Here is a 19,247-nt window from a genome sequence, read left to right as displayed (position 1 = left end):
TGAAAGCTGGTGTGGTAAAAAAACTACGGAGAGAAGAAAGAGGATGGATTATTTAACCGATCTCGCGAATGATGAGGAAATCGACGCATACGATCAATCATTGCAGGATTTTCGTGCGCAGCGTATGGATGTCGATCGCTTTACCGCTACCCGGCTGCAAATGGGGATTTATGGGCAGCGTCAGGAAGGTGTCAATATGGTGCGTATCAAGATCCCTGGTGGGCGGCTGATACCGGTGCAGCTAAATGCGATTGCTGATGCGCTGGAAGAATATGCGCAGCATGGTGAAGCACATATTACTACTCGGCAGGATATTCAATTGCACTATGTGCCACTAACGGATACACCGGCTGTGATGCGTCATCTGGCAAAAGGTAAGCTGACAACCCGTGAAGCGTGCGGGAACACGATACGTAATGTAACGGCTTGCCCCCTGGCGGGAGTCTGTTCACGTGAGCATACCGACATCAGTGAGCATCTCAAAGGAGTTGTCAGGCATTTTCTGCGTAAGCCTTTGAATCAGTTGATGCCGCGCAAATTCAAAATCAGTTTTTCAGGTTGTGAATCGGACTGCGCGCAGGGTATGATCCATGATCTGGGTGTGGTTGCAGTCAGGCAAGGAACGCGCTTTGGTTTCAAAGTGCTGGTAGCCGGGGGGCTGGGACATAAACCTCATGAGGCAATTGTGGTTGAGCCGTTCATCGAAGAAAAAGACTTGTTGTTGGTGATAGAAGCTGTGCTCACGTTGCACAATAAGTATTCTGATCGAGCTAAGCGCGCTAAATCACGTATCAAGTTTCTGGTCGATAAATTCGGCGTTGACGGGTTTATTGAGAAATATCGTGAAGAGCTTGTGCGTGTCAAGGAAGCGCTGGCTGATCAGGATTATCCCAAAGGTGTATGGACTGGCGGTGTGGATAGTGAAGTACCTGGTCCTGGTGCGCCCCGCGCACTATTTGCGCAAAAGCAGTCAGGGCTATTTGTGGTACCGGTCAGTGTGCGACTCGGACAGTTGACCGTAGCGCAGATGCGAGGAATCGCTGGGATACTGGAGCAGTATGGCTTGAGCGAGATCCGTACCACCCAGGATCAGAATCTGATGCTAGTTAATGTGCCACAAGAGAATATTGCGGCTATTCAGTCTGCATTAGCAGTCCTTGGCTTAGGTTTACCTAAGGCGGGCGATAATGTAGTGGCTTGCCCAGGAACTTCCACATGTCGCTTGGGAATCACTTCCAGTCCGACTCTCGGAGGTAAATTATGGGGAGGGAACGATGACTTGCGTATCCGTGTCTCAGGCTGCCACAATGGCTGCGCTCAACCGGAAAGTGGTGATATTGGGATTTATGGTGAAGGCAAGCGCATGTACGGTAAGTTGATACCTCACTATCAGATGTATTTCGGTGGCAATGGCATGGCCAATGGTGGTTTGGCTTTTAAAGGTCCGTCAGTGCCGAGTGCACGCGTTGAAGTCGCAGTGGAGCGAGTAAGATCAGCGTATGCTACAGACCGTGAAGCGGGAGAAACATTTTTTAACTGGACGCGACGGGTAGGTCAGGGTTATTTTGCTGAACTTCTGGCTGATATCGTGGAGGTTAAGCAAGAGGATGTGCACTCGGTACTACGTGATCATGGTCAAGGTGATGATTTCAGAGTATTCCAGTTTGGTGGCGGAGAGTGTGCTGGCGCAAAACAATTACAAATTGGTACGGCTTTCTTCGATGCTGCAAACGAGCGCAATTACCGTAATGCACTTAAGTTTCAGCGCAAATTTGAGGACTCGGTTAAGTGTGCAGAAGAGATTGTACGTCTGATTGGTCAAGGAGTGGTCCAATTGGTCGGTGGTCGGAAATGTGATGATCTGGTAGAACAGGCGGAAGAGTTGCAACGCGTATTACCAGCTAAGCCTAATCTGGCTAAAACATTGGCTAAGCTTGCTCAAGATTTTGCGCACCCTGCCAATGAGTTGACTGATGCATTACTGACCGAATGGTATGCAGAATTGGATGCATGGACACTCGATGTGGCTGAGTTCTGTACTGGCTTTAATAGTCAGCTCGACTTGACGGGTTCACTACCGCAAAACGTTGTCCAGTCATTGCAAATTCAGAAAGCTTCGCAGTCAGCTACGGTCCTATAAGACGTCTTGTGACAAATAGGAAATTGATGAGCCAATGTGATGTAGCGCAGAAGGTCGAGCAATTACACGTTTTGCTCGCAAAGATACAGCAGGAATATGCGCCTGCTGTATTTGCCAGCAGTTTTGGTGCTGAAGACATGGTGTTGACCGACTTGATTGCGCGTTACTATTCGGATATTGCCGTGTTTACGCTGGATACAGGCCGGTTACCTCAAGAAACCTATGATTTGATGCAGGTGGTGAGAGATCGTTATGGTCTTTCTATTCAGGTGTATTTTCCTGATGCGGCTGCAGTGGAAAGTTATGTTGCGCAAAATGGCCCTAATGGGTTCTATCAAAGTGTTGAGCTACGCAAGCGCTGCTGTTACATTCGGAAAGTCGAGCCGCTGCGTCGTGCATTGTCGGGTAAGCGTGCCTGGATCACAGGGATGCGTCGCGAACAAGCAGTTACTCGAGACAGTTTGGCAATATCCTCGTTTGATGCTGAGAATAACATGCAAAAGTTTAATCCACTGTGTGAATGGAGCAATGCCGAAGTATGGGAGTATCTTAAGCAGCATGATGTGCCCTACAACAAGTTACATGATCGTTTTTATCCGAGTATTGGCTGCGCTCCTTGTACGCGTGCGGTCACCCCTGGAGAAGACGTTCGATCTGGGCGCTGGTGGTGGGAGAACCCTGAAAGTAAAGAGTGTGGACTGCATATAAATAAAGTTAAGTCGGTAAAATAGAGATAGATTTCACTAAGATTATTTTTAGAAGCTAAAAGAAAGAAGAGAATGAGTAATCAAACCTTTACCCATCTGGATGCTCTCGAGAGTGAAGCAATTCATATCATGCGAGAGGTGGCAGCTGAATGCGCTAATCCTGCATTATTGTTCTCTGGGGGAAAAGACTCAGTTGTGTTATTGCGATTGGCAGAAAAGGCTTTTCGGCCAGGGCGTTTCCCTTTTCCTTTGCTGCATATTGATACGGAGCATAATTTTCCTGAAGTGATTGAATTTCGCGATCACCGCGCCATGGAGTTGGGTGAACGACTGATTGTGCGCAGTATGGAAGATTCTATCAAGAGAGGTAAGGTAGTGCTGCGATCACAAAACCAAAGCCGGAACCCATTTCAGTCCATCACATTATTGGATGCTATTGCTGAATTTGGTTTTGATGCCTGTATTGGTGGAGCTCGTCGTGATGAGGAAAAAGCACGTGCTAAAGAGCGCATTTTTTCATTCCGTGATGAATTTGGTCAATGGGATCCAAAAAATCAGCGGCCAGAGCTATGGAGTCTTTACAACACGCGGACCCATCCAGGAGAGAACATCCGTGTGTTTCCGATCAGCAACTGGACTGAGCTGGATGTGTGGGAGTATATTGCGCGGGAGGAACTGGAAGTACCTTCCATTTATTTTGCTCATTGGCGAGAGGTTATTCCACGTGATGCGGGCTTATTGCCGGTATCGTATCTAGTACAACCCAAAGAGGGTGAGCAAGTCGAAAAAATAATGGTGCGCTTCCGTACAGTTGGAGATATGAGCTGTACATGCCCGGTTGCTTCACAAGCCAAAAATGTGAGTGAAATTATTGCTGAGACGGCAATGACACGCATTACTGAGCGTGGTGCGACACGTATGGATGATCAAACTTCAGATGCCTCAATGGAATTACGCAAGAAAGAAGGGTATTTCTAAAAGCATCTTTTTTTGGAAGATATGGATTATTTCAACTTTAAGAATCAATTATCAGAAGGCTCTAAAATGTCGGTAGTTGGGAATATCGGGCTTGATCGTGCTGAATTATTGCGCTTTATTGCTGCAGGAAGTGTAGATGACGGAAAAAGTACCTTGATAGGACGTTTGTTACATGACTCAAAATCCATTTTTGAGGATCAATTGAGCTCCATTGCACGCACCTCAAATAAGCGTGGAATGCAAAGCGTGGACCTCTCGCTGCTTACCGATGGCCTGCAAGCGGAGCGGGAGCAAGGTATTACGATTGATGTAGCTTATCGTTATTTTGCAACTCCCAAACGTAAATTCATCATTGCGGATACACCCGGCCATGAGCAGTATACTCGGAATATGGTAACAGGGGCTTCCACTGCCAATCTAGCCATTATTCTGATCGATGCGCGCAAGGGTGTGCTTACCCAGTCTCGTCGTCATGCCTATTTAGCTAGTCTGGTAGGTATTCCCCATTTGGTCGTAGCAGTTAATAAAATGGATCTGGTGGATTATTCACGTGAGGTGTTTGAGCGCATCTGCAATGATTTTGCTACTTTTGCGCAAGGACTTCGCTTGCGTAATATCGAATATATTCCTATGTCTGCTTTAGTCGGGGATATGGTGGTGGAGAGGGGTGACAAGCTTGCTTGGTATGAAGGTAGGGCATTGATAGATTTACTGGAAGATATTGATATTGAACACGATATCAATACGGATGATTTCCGTTTTCCAGTGCAATGGGTTTGTCGTCCGCAAACGGAAGCATTGCACGATTTTCGGGGATATATGGGACGCGTTGAATCAGGTTCTATTCGTGTAGGTGATGCCGTGACGATTCTACCTTCAGGATTAACCTCACGTATCAAGGAAATTCTCCTGTATCAAGATTCCTTTGATGATGCCTTCGCACCGCAATCTGTCACACTGACTATCGAAGATCATCTAGATATCTCCCGGGGAGACATGCTGGTAAAAACTGAAGAGCAACCAAAGATCAAGAAAGAGTTTACAGCAATGCTGTGCTGGTTGTCAGAACAGTCACTTGATCCTAGACGCAAATATATCGTTAAGCACACGACTCGAATGGTTAAGGGAGTGGTTAGCCAGATTGATTATCGTGTAGACGTCAATACGCTAAATCATGAGACGACAGATTCCTTGAAAATGAATGATATTGCGCGAGTTGTGATGAAAGTCCAGCAGCCATTGGTGTGCGATGACTATGCATCCAATCGCGCTACGGGCAGTTTTATTATGATTGATGAGACAAGTAATAATACGGTTGCAGCCGGTATGATCTGTTAGATCGATTATCAGAGTAGTTCTCATTTTCTTACACCCTATACAGAATCCCAATATCGCGAAGAACGGTACCAGCGTCAGATTTGACGCGGTACCTTTATTTCCATACAGATAATACCAAACAAAAAAACTATGACAAATTCAGCATCAACGCTTAACAGTCTCTCAACAGAGGTTGTTTCTCCCAGCCTTAAATTTGGCGTGACTTTTGCAGATTTATATAACCGTGATGGTTTGGTAAAGCTGGATGAGGCATTTCTAGATTTTCTGCGGGAGGGGGAGGCTGGATTACGTGCCCGTCTGGATCATGCCCGCCGGTATCCAGATGAGTTGGCGCCTAAAGATGAATCTGCTTTTCTGATTGAGCTTGCTCCCTGGTTGGAAGATTTTATTGCACAGCTCTTTGGTATTGAGAATCAGGTGCGTGCGCTTGCAGCACGCCATCATGAACTTGCCCCACTTTATTTTTGTAAGCGGCAATTTGTGCAGCGTCGTGCAAAAACTAAGGTAAGCGATGAAGTATTGCAAACGATAGATGGCATTACCTTAGAACAAAAACTGGAAGCTGAATTTGGCGAACCTTTTTCAGAGTTAGTGTTTGCAACCCATGTCGCGCAGTGGATGGAGGATGAAGCCAGCAATACAGCACGTTTGAATGATGCGCTGCACTATGCTGCATGGGCATTACGCACAACTTCGGGACAAACACACACCCAGCAGGGAGTGTTATTCAAGTCTCCAGCAAAACTCGATTATTTTCACTTATTGTCACTGTCGACTGATGACCATGCAGGATTTACCGTTCATCGTCTCGATCATTTGCGCCACCGAGAAGGTTTTTCATTGACTGATGAAGGAACTGATTTAGTGGGTGCATTGGATGAAACCAATTATTGTATCTGGTGCCATGAACAGGGAAAGGATTCCTGCTCAAAAGGATTTATACTAAAAGCTAGAAATCCAGAAGAACCACCTTCTTTCAAGAAAAGCGAGTTGGGTGCTTTGCTGGCAGGCTGTCCGCTGGAAGAGCGAATCTCGGAATTTCACAAGCTCAAGTCGCAGGGTGTAGCGGTCGGCAGTCTGGCGATGATTATACTGGATAATCCCATGTGCGCAGGGACGGGGCATCGTATCTGTAATGACTGCATGAAATCCTGCATATATCAGAAGCAGGATCCGGTCGATATTCCTCAAGCAGAAACCCGTACGCTCAAAGATGTGCTTGAATTGCCCTGGGGATTTGAGATATACAGCCTGCTTACACGCTGGAATCCACTTGATTTACATAGGCCCTTACCTAAGCCATCGACAGGCAAGAAAATATTGGTTGTAGGCATGGGACCCGCCGGATATACCTTGGCACACCATTTAATGAATGATGGCCATACTGTGGTGGGTATTGATGGTCTCAAAATTGAGCCGTTGCCAGCAGAGATTTCCGGTGTCAATCTACATGGTCAGCGCGTTCCCTTTTCTGCTATTCGAGATACGGACATGTTGCGCGTAGATTTGAATGAACGCATGGCGGGAGGTTTTGGTGGCGTGGCGGAATACGGTATTACCGTACGTTGGGATAAGAATTTTCTTAAATTAATCCGTCTCTTGCTGGAGCGGCGAGCAGAGTTTGCGCTCTTTGGTAGTGTGCGCTTCGGCGGCACTTTGACGGCGGATGATGCATTGGCTTTGGGCTTTGATCACATCGCATTGGCTGCTGGTGCAGGGCGTCCAACAATTCTTGATTTACCGAATGGTTTAGCACGAGGAGTGCGCGCTGCTTCTGATTTTTTGATGGCACTCCAGTTATCAGGTGCAGCACAGGCTGATTCTATTGCCAACATGCAGCTACGTTTACCTGCTGTCGTAATTGGTGGCGGGCTGACTGCAATTGATACAGCTACCGAAGCGCTGGCTTATTATCCGGTACAAGTCGAGAAATTCCTGAAGCGCTACGAAATACTTGTTTCAGAGCAGGGTGAAGCTAAGGTTCGTCATTCTTGGGACGAAGAGGAGCGGGAAATTGCAGAAGAATTTTTAACACATGCTCGAGCGATTCGTGCAGAGCGTGCTCAGGCGGTACAGGAAGGTCGTGAGCCTGATATTCTGAAGCTGTTGCAATCGTGGGGGGGGGCTACGATAGCTTATCGTAAGCGCTTGATAGAGAGTCCTTCTTATACGCTGAACCATGAGGAAGTCGAGAAAGCGCTGGAGGAAGGTATTTGGTTTGCTGAAGGACTGACACCTCTGCGGGTGGATGTAGACGAGTGGGAGCATATAAAATCGATCAGATTTTCTGTCCAAGCATTGGATGAAGCAGGACAATGGCAAAAAACTCGAGAAGTTGAGTTACCAGCCCGGGCAATTCTGGTCGCTGCAGGAACCCATCCGAATACTGTGCTTGCCAGAGAAGATGAGAAATATTTCAAGCTGAGCGGGCGTTATTTTTCTGCCTGTGATGAGCAGGGAAATCCTGTGAGTCTGCCGAAAGGTAATCCTAAGCCAGAAACACCAGCAGTATTGCTGAGTCGTTGTGAAGATGGGCGTTTTATCAGCTTCTTTGGCGATTTACATCCGTCATATTCAGGAAATGTGGTAAAAGCCATGGCTAGCGCTAAACAGGGATATCCAATTGTCAGTCGGGTGCTTGATCATATTACGCCTTCTTCGACTCAATCAGTCTCGCAGTTTTTTGCTGAAATGAATCATCAATTGAAGCCTATTGTTCATAAGGTGGAGAGGCTGACACCTAATATTATTGAAATAATTGTGCAAGCTCCCATGGCTGCCAAACACTTTCAACCTGGGCAGTTTTACCGCTTCCAGAATTTTGCAACACTTGCTACGACAATCGAGGATACCCGATTAGCAATGGAAGGTATAGCGTTGACAGGAGCATCGGTAGATATTTCAAATGGGCGCGTCTCGCTGATCGCACTGGAGATGGGGGGGTCTGCAAATTTATGCACGTTACTCAAACCTGAAGATCCAGTTGTGCTGATGGGGCCTACTGGAACACCTACCGAGATTTTTCACGATGAGACTGTTGTGCTGGTAGGAGGGGGACTCGGGAATGCGGTATTATTTTCTATTGGCGCTGCGGCGCGCGCAGCAGGATCCCGCGTTTTATATTTTGCAGGCTACAAAAAACTTGTTGATCGTTACAAAGTAGCTGAAATTGAGTCAGCGGCAGATACAGTAGTGTGGTGTTGTGATGAAGCGCCTGGGTTTGAGCCCTCCAGGCCGGGTGATTTTAGTTTTGTCGGGAATATTGTTCAGGCCATGGTTGCCTATGGCAGCGGTACACTCGGTGTTCAACCGATACCCTTAGCAGACGCTGATCGCATCATCGCGATTGGTTCTGATCGGATGATGGCTGCAGTGGGCTTTGCGCGTCATCACCAGCTTCAGCCTTACTTGAAGGAAAATCACTTTGCCATAGGATCCATTAATTCACCGATGCAATGCATGATGAAGGAAATCTGCGCCCAGTGCTTGCAACCACATAAAGATCCTAAAACCGGAGAGATTACTTATGTCTTTTCGTGCTTTAATCAGGATCAGCCGTTGGATTGGGTCGATTTTGGTAGTCTTGCGTCGCGATTGCGACAAAACAGTGCACAGGAGAAATTGACGAGTCAATGGATCAATCGTTGTCTGAAAAATATAAATTGAATAAATAAAGAAATTGCTTTTCGTAGTCATGTTTCGAGTGCAAATGAGTATGAAGTATGGATTTAATGGTTGAACATTTTATAAGATTGTATCAATCAGAGTAATGCATGCATCTAGTTTCATTTATAATCACGCATTCGAGGAAAATGATGCAAAGCATTAGGTATTTTCAAGTTTGAATAAAGGATAAGGGAGATTGTCGATGCACATAGGCATACCTGCAGAAATTTATGCGGGAGAAACGCGTGTAGCAGCTACGCCGGAAACGGTCAAGAAATATACTGCCAAGGGTTTTCATACTGTTCTTGTTCAGTCTGGCGCAGGTGCTGGTGCGAGTATTCCTGATGCTGCATACCAAGAAGCGGGTGCAACTATCGTTGATGATGTTTCACAATTATATAGTCAATCACAGATTGTACTTAAAGTGCGCGGTCCAGGAACGGATGAGCTAGCTTTGATACGCAAGGATGCAGTTTTGATTGGCTTGCTGTCACCTCATCAGATGGAAGGGATCGAGGTACTCGCTAGACATGGCCTGACTGCATTTTCCATGGAGAAATTGCCGCGTATCTCTCGTGCACAAAGTATGGATGTGCTGTCTTCTCAGGCAAATATTGGCGGATATAAGGCGGTCATTATGGCCGCTAATGTTTATCAGAAATTCTTTCCCATGCTGATGACAGCAGCTGGTACGGTTAAAGCTGCTAGAGTATTAGTGCTGGGAGCGGGGGTAGCAGGTTTGCAGGCGATTGCGACAGCCAAAAGGCTGGGCGCAGTGATTGAAGCATTTGATGTCCGTCCGGCAGTTAAAGAGCAGGTCGAAAGCCTTGGTGCAAAATTTGTGGAGGTTCCCCTGACTGAGGAAGAAAAAGCGAAGGCTGAAACAGCTGGCGGCTATGCAACTGAAATGTCGGAGGATTACAAACGCCGGCAAGGAGAATTAGTTCATGCAAGAGCTGCCGCAGCGGATATTGTCATTACAACTGCATTGATACCTGGGCGTCCGGCCCCAGTTTTGATCCGAGAAGAAACGGTTCAGGCGATGAAGCCTGGCTCGGTAATTGTAGATATGGCGGTGGAAGCGGGTGGGAACTGTCCCCTGTCTGAGTTGAATAAAACCGTGGTAAAACATGGTGTTCATCTCATTGGTATTGCTAATCTTCCTGGTTTAGTGGCTGCAGATGCAAGCGCACTCTATGCACGTAATCTTATGAATTTCCTTAATTTGATGCTTGATTCAAATAATGGCGAACTCAAAATAAACTGGGAGGATGAGATTATTGCCGGAACATTGGTTTGTTCGGGTGGAGAAGTGATCAAAAAAATATAAAACAGAAAGTGAAGAGTTGCTTTAGTGTGCGCTTCAGATTCTATAAAAGTTAATGAATTCAAGAGGAACAAACATGATTGGTGAAATTGATCCAACGATAATTCATCTTACTGTATTCGTATTGGCGGTTTTTGTTGGCTATCACGTGGTATGGAATGTGACACCAGCTTTGCATACACCGCTGATGTCAGTGACTAATGCCATTTCAAGTATTATTTTAGTAGGCGCAATGTTGGCTGCAGGCCCAGCTGAATCGGATTGGGGCGCCTGGTTAGGGGCTGCAGCAGTAATCCTTGCTTCCATCAACGTATTCGGTGGATTTCTCGTCACCCAGCGTATGTTAGAAATGTTTAGAAAAAAAGATAAAAAAGGAAGCGCTTAAATGTCTGCTGATTTGATTGCTCTCGCTTATCTGGTTGCGGCGGTTTTTTTCATTTTGGCCCTGAAAGGGCTTAGTTCACCTCTTTCCGCTCGGCGCGGTAATTTCTTTGGAATGGTTGGAATGACGATTGCCGTTGGCACTACTCTGACCATTACCGAGAATTGGGCATTGATACTGGGGTGTATTGCTATAGGTGCGATTGTAGGCTCTATTGTGGCGCAACGAGTTCAGATGACAGCCATGCCGGAATTGGTTGCTTTCATGCACTCATTGGTTGGTTTGGCTGCGGTATTTATAGCCATTGCTGCCGTCAATAATCCTGTTTCATTCGGCCTGTCTGAAGTATTGCCAGCTGGTAGCAAGCTGGAATTGTTTTTGGGAACGTTTATTGGTGCCATGACCTGGTCTGGCTCAGTCATTGCCTTCCTCAAGTTGTCTGGTCGCATGAGCGGAGCTCCCGTTGTGTTCACTGGACAGCACATGATCAATTTGCTGCTGGCAATCGTTATGATTGGTTTTGGCTTATGGTTCTTTTTCAGCGAAATAACCAATTGGACAGCATTTATTGCCATGACAGCTATCGCATTTCTGCTCGGATTCCTCATTATCATTCCTATCGGGGGAGCTGACATGCCGGTAGTGATTTCCATGCTGAATTCCTATTCTGGCTGGGCAGCAGCAGGTATCGGCTTTTCACTTGGCAACCCAATGCTCATTATTGCTGGCTCGTTGGTGGGCAGCTCGGGGGCAATTCTGTCATATATCATGTGCAAGGCCATGAATCGTCCCTTTCTCTCTGTCATACTGGGTGGTTTTGGTAGCGAAGGCGGTGCCCAAGGCGCGAGTGATGGAACACAGAAAACCTATCGAAGCGGTAGTGCAGACGACGCAGCATTTTTGATGGGTAATGCAGATAGCGTTATTATTATTCCAGGTTATGGCTTGGCCGTAGCTCGTGCACAACATTCGGTCAAAGAGCTTGCAGAAGTACTGCATCGAAAAGGTGTCAATGTTCGTTTTGCCATTCACCCCGTAGCGGGTCGTATGCCGGGGCATATGAATGTGCTACTTGCTGAAGCCGAAATACCCTATGAGCAGGTTTTGGAGATGGAAGAAATTAACAGCGATTTTCCTAATACTGATGTAGTGCTTGTTTTAGGTGCAAATGACGTGGTCAATCCAGCTGCAAATGTTCCAGGCAGTCCTATCTATGGGATGCCTATTCTGGAGGCGCACAAGGCCCGCACGGTGATAGTTGTCAAGCGTAGTATGGCTGCTGGCTATGCTGGTCTTGACAATGACTTATTCTACATGGACAAGACAATGATGGTGTTTGGTGATGCCAAGAAGGTTGTAGAGGATATGGTCAAAGCGGTGGTGTAATACGTATGAGATTCTTATTTTCCTATGCTTCTTTCATGTGGCGCTCACAAAAAATTAATTGGAATTATTTTTCTGATTCGCTAACCATTCGCGTGCTGTTTTCTGGGCTTGGGTTAGCTGTTTCGCAGTAAGTGATCTCATTATTTTATCTCGGGCTGCGACAGCTTGCTCAATGCCGGCAGCCGCAGCCAAGTTTAACCACACATAGCTTTTTTCATTGTCAGGATTAACGCCTAAACCATTGTGGTAGAGTAAGCCTAGTTCATATTGCGCAAGTGCATGATTCTGCTCTGCTGCTGACGTAAACCACTTTGCAGCTTCTTCGAAATCTTGTAACGTTCCTTTTCCCGTCAGATAGAGTGAACCAAGCTGGTACTGCGCATCAGCACTACCTTTGATTGCTTTCTCAAGATAGAGATGAGCGGTATAGAGGCGATTATCGTTTGAATTTGGCGCAAACGAATTAGGCCCCGTGTTGGGAATTGTAGTAGACTGATCTTTAGTTGCTTCCGATATAACTTTAACTTCATTCAGCATATTCGAATCAGGTTTTGGTCGGGGTTGAACTCTTTTTGTTCCGAGAGGGGTAGTCCGGGCTAAATCATGATGTTCGTTGCTCGCGATAATCTCGTCGGATGGAACCATTATCCAAACTAAAGCAGTTAATAATAGGCCGCTACAAAAGAGTAGAGCCGCTATAAGGTATGGATTTTTTCTCCAAAAGCGTGCCTTGCAATCTCGGCAGCGTAATGGTACCAGGAACCAATTTAATGCAGTGCGTTCTCCTGGTCTGAGGCGAGATCTGTGAGCATGATCACTGCCGCATTCGGGACATTGATTATTCATGGCTGCGAGTATTTTTAAAAAAGATAATTTTTATATGGAAATCGCTCGTCTAGCAAGACTTATTATTGCAAGCAATTGATAAATTTTATAAAAAATAAGATGACTCAACTTAGAAGCTTAAGTTGGGCGAGCCGCATGGAGAGTGTGGTTTTTCGGAGGGCAGCGCGAAGCAAGAAGAAGGTGCAGAATGGTCGTGGCGATGATATAAGACTGACCGGGGCAGATGGGGATTGCGGGTTGCACGCATATAAGCAATTGTTTAGCGGTAGCAGCTTGTGTTTGCGGAACACCGCAACCTTCAGACACTTTTGACGATGCTGTATCGTTCGATGGGCTGCCTCCATCGTGCGGGCGTTTCCGTGTAAAATCTGTCCCATAAATATTTCCTCCGTAGCTGACTATATATTACACCACTACACTGTGGTACTAAACAATACGCCACTTGTGCGACGCTTGATGTTCTTTCTGACATCAAACCCAACATTGTCATGCGCATTCTGGCCGGTTCTTACGAATTGCGCGTCGATAATGGCCAGCGCCGGGCTTTCCTCCCAATCTCGATCGTGGACGGCAAGGTATAACCGTCATAAATATGCTTCCATGTCCTGTTGCCGCTAGTTCCGAAAGTAACCGTAAACCATTTGCTAAGGTGGAAAATCCTTGGAGAGCATGTCCCACTGGCAATCTGATTGCAGCGGTAGAAAGCGGCATTTACCCATGGAATGAAAGCATGTTGTGCGTGGATACCCTGTTTCTGCACACGGCGGCAAATGAGGTGCTATTTTTTTCCATTCCGTATCTATCATATCGCTTGCGTAGCCATCAGTCACGGGCATACTCTTTGCGAGTATCGGACATCCATACCATCTGAGTTTTCCTGTAAAACGAGTGATAATTTCCTATTTCTAATACTGCCTGGATAAGGGATCTACAAGGCTGTATCATTCGTCTGATCTCTGTTCAAGAGCATTAAAACTGAATACCTGAGATTAGGGAGTTGGTACGTACGAAATTACAATTCTTTCAGTAATTCTTTGGCATCATTAATTCCTGGAAAAGATTTTCCGGTGGCCAATAATTGCTCAAGTTCCTTGCGTGCATTTGTTTTATCTCCAGATTTGAACAATCCAACTGCAAAATGATAACGAATTACGATAGCATCTGGTGCAAGGGAGGCAGCCTTCTGCAAGAGTGGCAGTGCTCGATCAGTTTTACCCTGTTCAACAAGTATCCATCCAAGTGTGTCCAATATTGCAGGACTGTCCGGTGCCTGCTGATAAGCCTTTTCGGCATATTCAATTGCTGCAGGTTCTTTCTTTTGCTGGTAGGCCCAAGCCAGATTATTCAGTGTTGGCACATCATTGGGGTGTTCCTCCAGAATAATATGATATTGCTTGATGGCCGAATCGTATTGTTTTTTTGCAAGATAAATTCCAGCAAGATATAGGCGGGTGGATGAGTCGGTTGGGTTTTCTTCTAGCCACTTGGTTATGCGGGTATCTGCTTGCTTTTCCTTGCCGCTCTGACTGAGCGCCGTAGATTGCTTGATTATTAATTGGCTGTTCTTGTTAAGGGAGAACGCTTTCTCATAGGTACTCAATGCCTGTGCAGGTTTTTTCTGCCTCATTAATAAATCGCCTTCCAGTTCATAACCAGCTGGTGAGTTTGCGTGTTGCTTCTGAATCTCCTTCGAAATTTTGAGGGCTTGTTCCAAGTTGTTATTTTGAATCTCGAGTCTGGCTTGTGCCAATTTTGCTTCTAAATAATCCGGCTTCAAGGTTAATGCTTTTTTTAGGGCGTCTGAGGCTGCTTTTGAGTTATGCATCGCTTCATGAACGGAAGCCAAGCGGAATTGTGCAGCTGCAGAATCAGGCAATCTGGCAGCCAGTTTTTGATAACTTTCTAAAGCAGCAGTCTTGTTATCATTAGCTAACTGAGCGTGTGCTAGTAATTCTATGATGCTTAGGTTTTCTGAGTGGGATCCTTGAAGCTTTTTGGCAAGATCGAGCGATTTTTTATTTTCACCGATGCGTAAATAATGGGCTCCCAACTGCAAAGCAGGTTGAAGTTCATCGGGATTCTCATTGCTAGCGCGTTCTAACCAACCTGTTGCTTCACTGTTTTTTCCTTGCGAAAGTGCAATATCTGCCAGCGCGCTCATGGCTTGCATATGGTTCTTGTCTTTTTTCAGAATATCCTCAAAGCGTTTCTTGGCAACATCAGGTTTATTCTCTTGCAGGTCAAGCCTGGCAAGGTTTGAGATTGCTGGGAAATAATCTGGTTGCAAAGAAAGTGCTTTATCAAAACTAGTGCGCGCTTTGCTCAAATCTTTTTTACTGAGATAGATGCCACCTTTCAGATTGTGAAAAAGAGGATTGTCGGGCTGCTCTTTCTCAAGAGCTTCAACTGTCGACAGCGCTTTGTCGAATTCACCGGCTTGAAGATGGGTCATTACTAACAAAACACCTGCTCGGGGAGATCGGGTATCCAGATCAGTTGCAGCTTGCAGTTCTACAATTGCGCTCTTTCTGTCACCCTGTCCTAGCTTGCTCATAGCTAATGCGGTATGAAGTGCTGCATTATCGGGTGCAAGGGAATTTGCTTTTTCAAAATACTGAGTTGCTTTGGTAAAGTCTCGAGCCTGCATATAACTTTCCCCGGCTAAGGCGAGCAATTGGGAATCTTGCTGAACTACATTTAGTGCCGGAGTCAATACTTCTATTGCCTGCTTTGCTTGACGGTTTTTCAGTAGAATGGATGCCATCAGTTTTATGGCATAAAGATTATTGGGATTTGCCTTTAGATATTGCTTGACATATTGCTCAGCTTGCAATAATGATCCCAATGAAAAGTGGGCCGCACCTGCTAGTAACACGCTGGGCATATGATTAGGAGCTGCACTCATTATTTTCTGAGCAGCCTCTAAAGCGACAGCATGTTTGCCTTCGCTGAAGTCAAGCAATGCCTGGGTATAGACGGTATACAGATTTCCAGGTGCTATTCTGCGTGCTGCTTCTAGATCCGCCCGGGCAGCATCAAATTTCCTTGTTTCAATTGCAATAGAAGCGCGATTGATATGGGCAGCTACATGGTCAGGTTTTAATTTGATTGCTTGATCGTAGGCGGCTGAGGCCATATCAACTTTACCCGCTGCGCGAAGAAGATCGCCTTTAAAAAACCAGGCATCGCTATTTTCAGGATTGCTGGTAACTGCTTGTTCTGTATAGCGCGTAGCTGATTCAATATCTCTTTTTACCAATGAAAATTTCGCAAGACCAATGAGGGCATCGGGAAACTCGGGTTTGTCTTTGAGTGCTTGTTCAAATAATGCTTTGGCATCTTCAGCTTTTCCTAGAGCAAGAGAGGCATTCCCCCGTAATGTTAATATTTCTGCGAAATTGATGTTTTCAGGAAGTGTTTCAGTTTTATCTAACAGCTGTTGGAACTGACCAAGACTTAGCAAGGCTTGGCCTAATTCAGGAAGCACTTCGACGGGATCCATTCCTAGACTCATTGCCCTGCTCAGCTCTTTCTCGGCAGATTGCGCATCACCGGTTTGGATGTATAGCGTACCTAAAAGGTAACGTGCTTCTTGGTTATCCGGATTCCGCTGCAGCGCATTCTTTAATTGAATAATCGCTGCTTTGTCATCTCCTTTTTGCTGATATTGCTTTGCTTCCGCAATGAGCGTTTCAATATCTTTGGCTTTTCCGCATGCAGTAACGGTTATTATGATAAGAGTGATTGAAACAAGAACTGTTGTTAATTTCTTTTTCGTGGTACTTTTATACAAAGTATTCATTTTCCATTAACCCCTTAATGCTATTACTATTAGCCGGCTCTGTTTGGAAATATTTCATCCATGGATTGATTTTGATTATTGATTCATTCTTATAATATTAGTTATAACACATCTTAATAAAAATTGAATTCGTTGAATTAGCGGCTATTTAATATGCTGATACAAACTAGCCTCAGCATCTGGCATGATACTCTTTTATTATCTATCTGGTGGTTGGTGGGTAGCTTTCAATGAAAAGAGCTTTCAATTGATTGAACGCTTTTTCAGTTCCAATATAAATATTGAGGATATATGTAAAAGGGAATATCTATGAGTACAGTAGCTGTTGTCGGATTAGGATATGTGGGATTGCCGCTTGCTGTTGAGTTTGGAAAAGAGCGACATACTATCGGGTTTGATCTTTCTGCAAGCAAGATTGAGAACTACAAACGTCATACTGACCCAACAGGTGAAGTTTTAGCATCAGATTTTCAGGCAGCCAATCAATTGGTAGTGACTTCTAATCCTGCGGAATTATCTCAAGCAGACTATATTATCGTTGCGGTCCCAACGCCAGTTGATCCTGCTCATCAGCCTGATTTTTCCGCGCTCGTGAGCGCAAGTGAAACTGTCGGAAAAAACATGAAACAAGGCGCAACAATCATTTATGAGTCTACAGTCTATCCGGGGGCAACAGAAGAGGTGTGTATCCCTGTTCTAGAGAAGTTTTCTGGGATGCAATGGAAAAAAAGTTTTTTTGTAGGATATTCTCCAGAGCGTATCAATCCTGGGGATAAACAGCGTACGCTTACGACAATTACTAAAGTTGTTTCTGGAGATACCCCGGATACCCTGGAGAAAATTGCGAAACTTTATGAATCAGTGGTCATTGCAGGTGTTTATCGCGCGTCCAGTATTAAGGTTGCTGAGGCTGCCAAAGTAATTGAGAACACGCAGCGTGATCTGAATATCGCACTGATGAATGAACTCGCGATTATTTTTGACAAGCTGGGAATCGATACGTTGGAAATTCTTCGGGCAGCAGGAACCAAGTGGAATTTCCTTCCTTTCCGACCTGGTTTGGTAGGAGGGCATTGTATAGGTGTCGATCCTTACTATCTTACGCACAAAGCTGAGATGATGGGGTATATGCCTCAGGTCATTTTGGCAGGTCGTCGTATCAATGACAATATGGCTAAATTCGTTGCAGAGCAGACAATTAAGCAAATCATCAAGGCAGGCTTTAATGTGAAGGGAGCTAAGGTTATTGTGCTTGGATTGACTTTCAAGGAAAACTGTCCTGATCTGAGAAATTCCAAAGTAGCCGATGTCATTTCTGAGCTTCGCGATTATGGGGTTGATGTATTTGTTCATGATCCGGTAGCTGATACGAAGGATGCACAACACGAATATGATGTTGAGCTTCAGTCATGGGAAAGTTTGCCGCAAGCCCATGCGATGATTGTTGCAGTATCACATCAGGATTTTATCCAGAAGCCATTGAGCGAGATTCAATCGAAAATTGTGGAATATGGTTGTTTTATCGATGTTAAATCTCAGTTTGATGAAAGTCTATTACGCAAAGCAGGATTGAGTGTCTGGCGGCTCTAATTTTTTATGACACCAGAGATAATACGCTATTATTAAAATATGACAAATTACCAGCAGATTCAGCAAACTTTAAAAAATAATCCATACTGCTGGCTCATTACAGGTGTTGCCGGCTTTATTGGTTCCAATTTACTGGAAGCCTTGCTTAGACTAAATCAGAAAGTAGTTGGATTAGACAATTTTTCAACGGGTTATCAGCATAATCTTGATCAGGTAAAGGCGGCAGTGGGACAAAATGCCTGGCTAAATTTCAAGTTTATTCAGGGAGATATTCGTCGTTTACAAGATTGTCTAGAGGCTTGCAGGGATATCGATTTTGTTTTGCATCATGCTGCCTTGGGATCTGTGCCACGTTCAATTGAAAATCCGATTCTATCCAATGAAAATAATATTTCAGGTTTTCTAAATATGCTAGTGGCCTCACGTGATACAGGCATTAAACGTTTTGTTTATGCTGCGTCGAGTTCCACGTACGGTGATCATCCAAATTTACCCAAAGTGGAGTCGATTATTGGTCAACCACTCTCCCCCTACGCAGTAACTAAATATGTGAATGAGCTTTATGCTGATGTGTTCAACCGCTGTTATGGTACCCAATCAATAGGACTCCGTTATTTTAATATCTTTGGCCCAAAACAAGATCCCAATGGTGCTTATGCAGCAGTGATTCCCCAATGGATTGCTGCATTGATCAGAAATAAAGAGCTTTATGTTAATGGTGATGGTGAAACTAGCCGAGATTTTTGTTTTATAGAAAATGTGATTCAAGCTAATTTGCTGGCTGCTTTGACCAATGAACCCAAAGCGATCAATCAAGTCTACAATATCGCACTTAATGAGCGTACCAGTCTAAACCAGCTTTATACGATGATGTGTGAATTACTCATCGATAAATTTCCGCATTTACATAATCATCAACCCACCTATATTGCTTTTCGTAAGGGAGATGTTCGTCATTCCCAAGCGGATATTTCTAAAGCGCACGAATTCCTGGGTTATGAACCAACGCATCGTATTGATCAAGGACTCAGAGAAGCGATGGATTGGTATGTATTGCATCTCTCATAAATAGGTCTGCTTATGGT

Annotated in this window: 13 protein-coding genes; 11 read left to right on the top strand and 2 right to left on the bottom strand. The window is 45.1% G+C overall.

The genetic code is table 11. The features are described 5' to 3' along the window. Positions 1 to 43 precede the first annotated feature (43 nt). The 8 genes from BLP80_RS00860 (at position 44) to BLP80_RS00825 (ending at position 11,924) form a co-directional block, all read left to right on the top strand. Complete coding sequence (locus BLP80_RS00860; RefSeq protein WP_090539183.1) at positions 44 to 2,140, top strand: nitrite/sulfite reductase; 2,097 nt, start codon at positions 44 to 46, stop codon at positions 2,138 to 2,140. A gap of 26 nt (positions 2,141 to 2,166) precedes the next feature. Next, positions 2,167 to 2,871 carry a phosphoadenylyl-sulfate reductase gene (locus BLP80_RS00855; protein ID WP_090539181.1) on the top strand — a complete coding sequence of 235 codons (705 nt, stop codon included), beginning with the start codon at positions 2,167 to 2,169 and terminating at the stop codon, positions 2,869 to 2,871. A 48-nt stretch (positions 2,872 to 2,919) separates the two neighbouring features. Further along, positions 2,920 to 3,825: a sulfate adenylyltransferase subunit CysD gene (gene cysD, locus BLP80_RS00850; protein WP_090539179.1), complete on the top strand. Its 906-nt coding sequence runs from the start codon at positions 2,920 to 2,922 to the stop codon at positions 3,823 to 3,825. Positions 3,826 to 3,891: 66 nt separating this feature from the next. Further along, entirely contained in the window at positions 3,892 to 5,163 is a 1,272-nt protein-coding gene (gene cysN, locus BLP80_RS00845) for a sulfate adenylyltransferase subunit CysN (protein WP_090539230.1), read from the top strand. Between the two features lie 129 nt (positions 5,164 to 5,292). Beyond that, a complete protein-coding gene (locus tag BLP80_RS00840; protein ID WP_090539177.1) occupies positions 5,293 to 8,829 on the top strand; it encodes an FAD-dependent oxidoreductase in 3,537 nt (1,178 codons plus the stop codon). A gap of 202 nt (positions 8,830 to 9,031) precedes the next feature. Continuing rightward, complete coding sequence (locus BLP80_RS00835) at positions 9,032 to 10,159, top strand: Re/Si-specific NAD(P)(+) transhydrogenase subunit alpha (RefSeq protein WP_090539175.1); 1,128 nt, start codon at positions 9,032 to 9,034, stop codon at positions 10,157 to 10,159. Between the two features lie 73 nt (positions 10,160 to 10,232). After that, complete coding sequence (locus BLP80_RS00830) at positions 10,233 to 10,541, top strand: NAD(P) transhydrogenase subunit alpha part 2 (protein ID WP_090539173.1); 309 nt, start codon at positions 10,233 to 10,235, stop codon at positions 10,539 to 10,541. Next, complete coding sequence (locus BLP80_RS00825; protein ID WP_090539171.1) at positions 10,542 to 11,924, top strand: NAD(P)(+) transhydrogenase (Re/Si-specific) subunit beta; 1,383 nt, start codon at positions 10,542 to 10,544, stop codon at positions 11,922 to 11,924. A gap of 54 nt (positions 11,925 to 11,978) precedes the next feature. Here the strand turns inward: BLP80_RS00825 and BLP80_RS16045 are convergent, their stop codons facing one another. Further along, the gene (locus tag BLP80_RS16045; RefSeq protein ID WP_256324899.1) at positions 11,979 to 12,461 is read right to left on the bottom strand and encodes a tetratricopeptide repeat protein; all 483 of its coding nucleotides are present in this window, start codon (positions 12,459 to 12,461) and stop codon (positions 11,979 to 11,981) included. Between the two features lie 901 nt (positions 12,462 to 13,362). On the opposite strand from BLP80_RS16045, the gene BLP80_RS15495 reads away from it, so the two are divergent. Then, positions 13,363 to 13,641, top strand: a complete 279-nt coding sequence (locus BLP80_RS15495) for a hypothetical protein (protein WP_176754219.1) — start codon at positions 13,363 to 13,365, stop codon at positions 13,639 to 13,641. Positions 13,642 to 13,782: 141 nt separating this feature from the next. Here BLP80_RS15495 and prsT read toward each other — a convergent pair whose 3' ends face one another. Beyond that, positions 13,783 to 16,572, bottom strand: coding sequence for an XrtA/PEP-CTERM system TPR-repeat protein PrsT (gene prsT, locus BLP80_RS00810; protein WP_090539166.1), 2,790 nt, complete (start codon positions 16,570 to 16,572; stop codon positions 13,783 to 13,785). 309 nt (positions 16,573 to 16,881) lie between these two features. On the opposite strand from prsT, the gene BLP80_RS00805 reads away from it, so the two are divergent. Next, the gene (locus BLP80_RS00805) at positions 16,882 to 18,162 is read left to right on the top strand and encodes a nucleotide sugar dehydrogenase (protein WP_090539164.1); all 1,281 of its coding nucleotides are present in this window, start codon (positions 16,882 to 16,884) and stop codon (positions 18,160 to 18,162) included. 39 nt (positions 18,163 to 18,201) lie between these two features. Beyond that, positions 18,202 to 19,230: an NAD-dependent epimerase/dehydratase family protein gene (locus BLP80_RS00800; RefSeq protein WP_090539162.1), complete on the top strand. Its 1,029-nt coding sequence runs from the start codon at positions 18,202 to 18,204 to the stop codon at positions 19,228 to 19,230. Positions 19,231 to 19,247: the final 17 nt, after the last annotated feature.

The sequence above is a fragment of the Nitrosomonas sp. Nm132 genome (genome assembly GCF_900100485.1).
GTDB lineage: Bacteria > Pseudomonadota > Gammaproteobacteria > Burkholderiales > Nitrosomonadaceae > Nitrosomonas.
The sequence above is the reverse complement of the archived record's forward strand: the minus strand, read 5'-3'. Positions and strand labels throughout refer to the sequence as shown.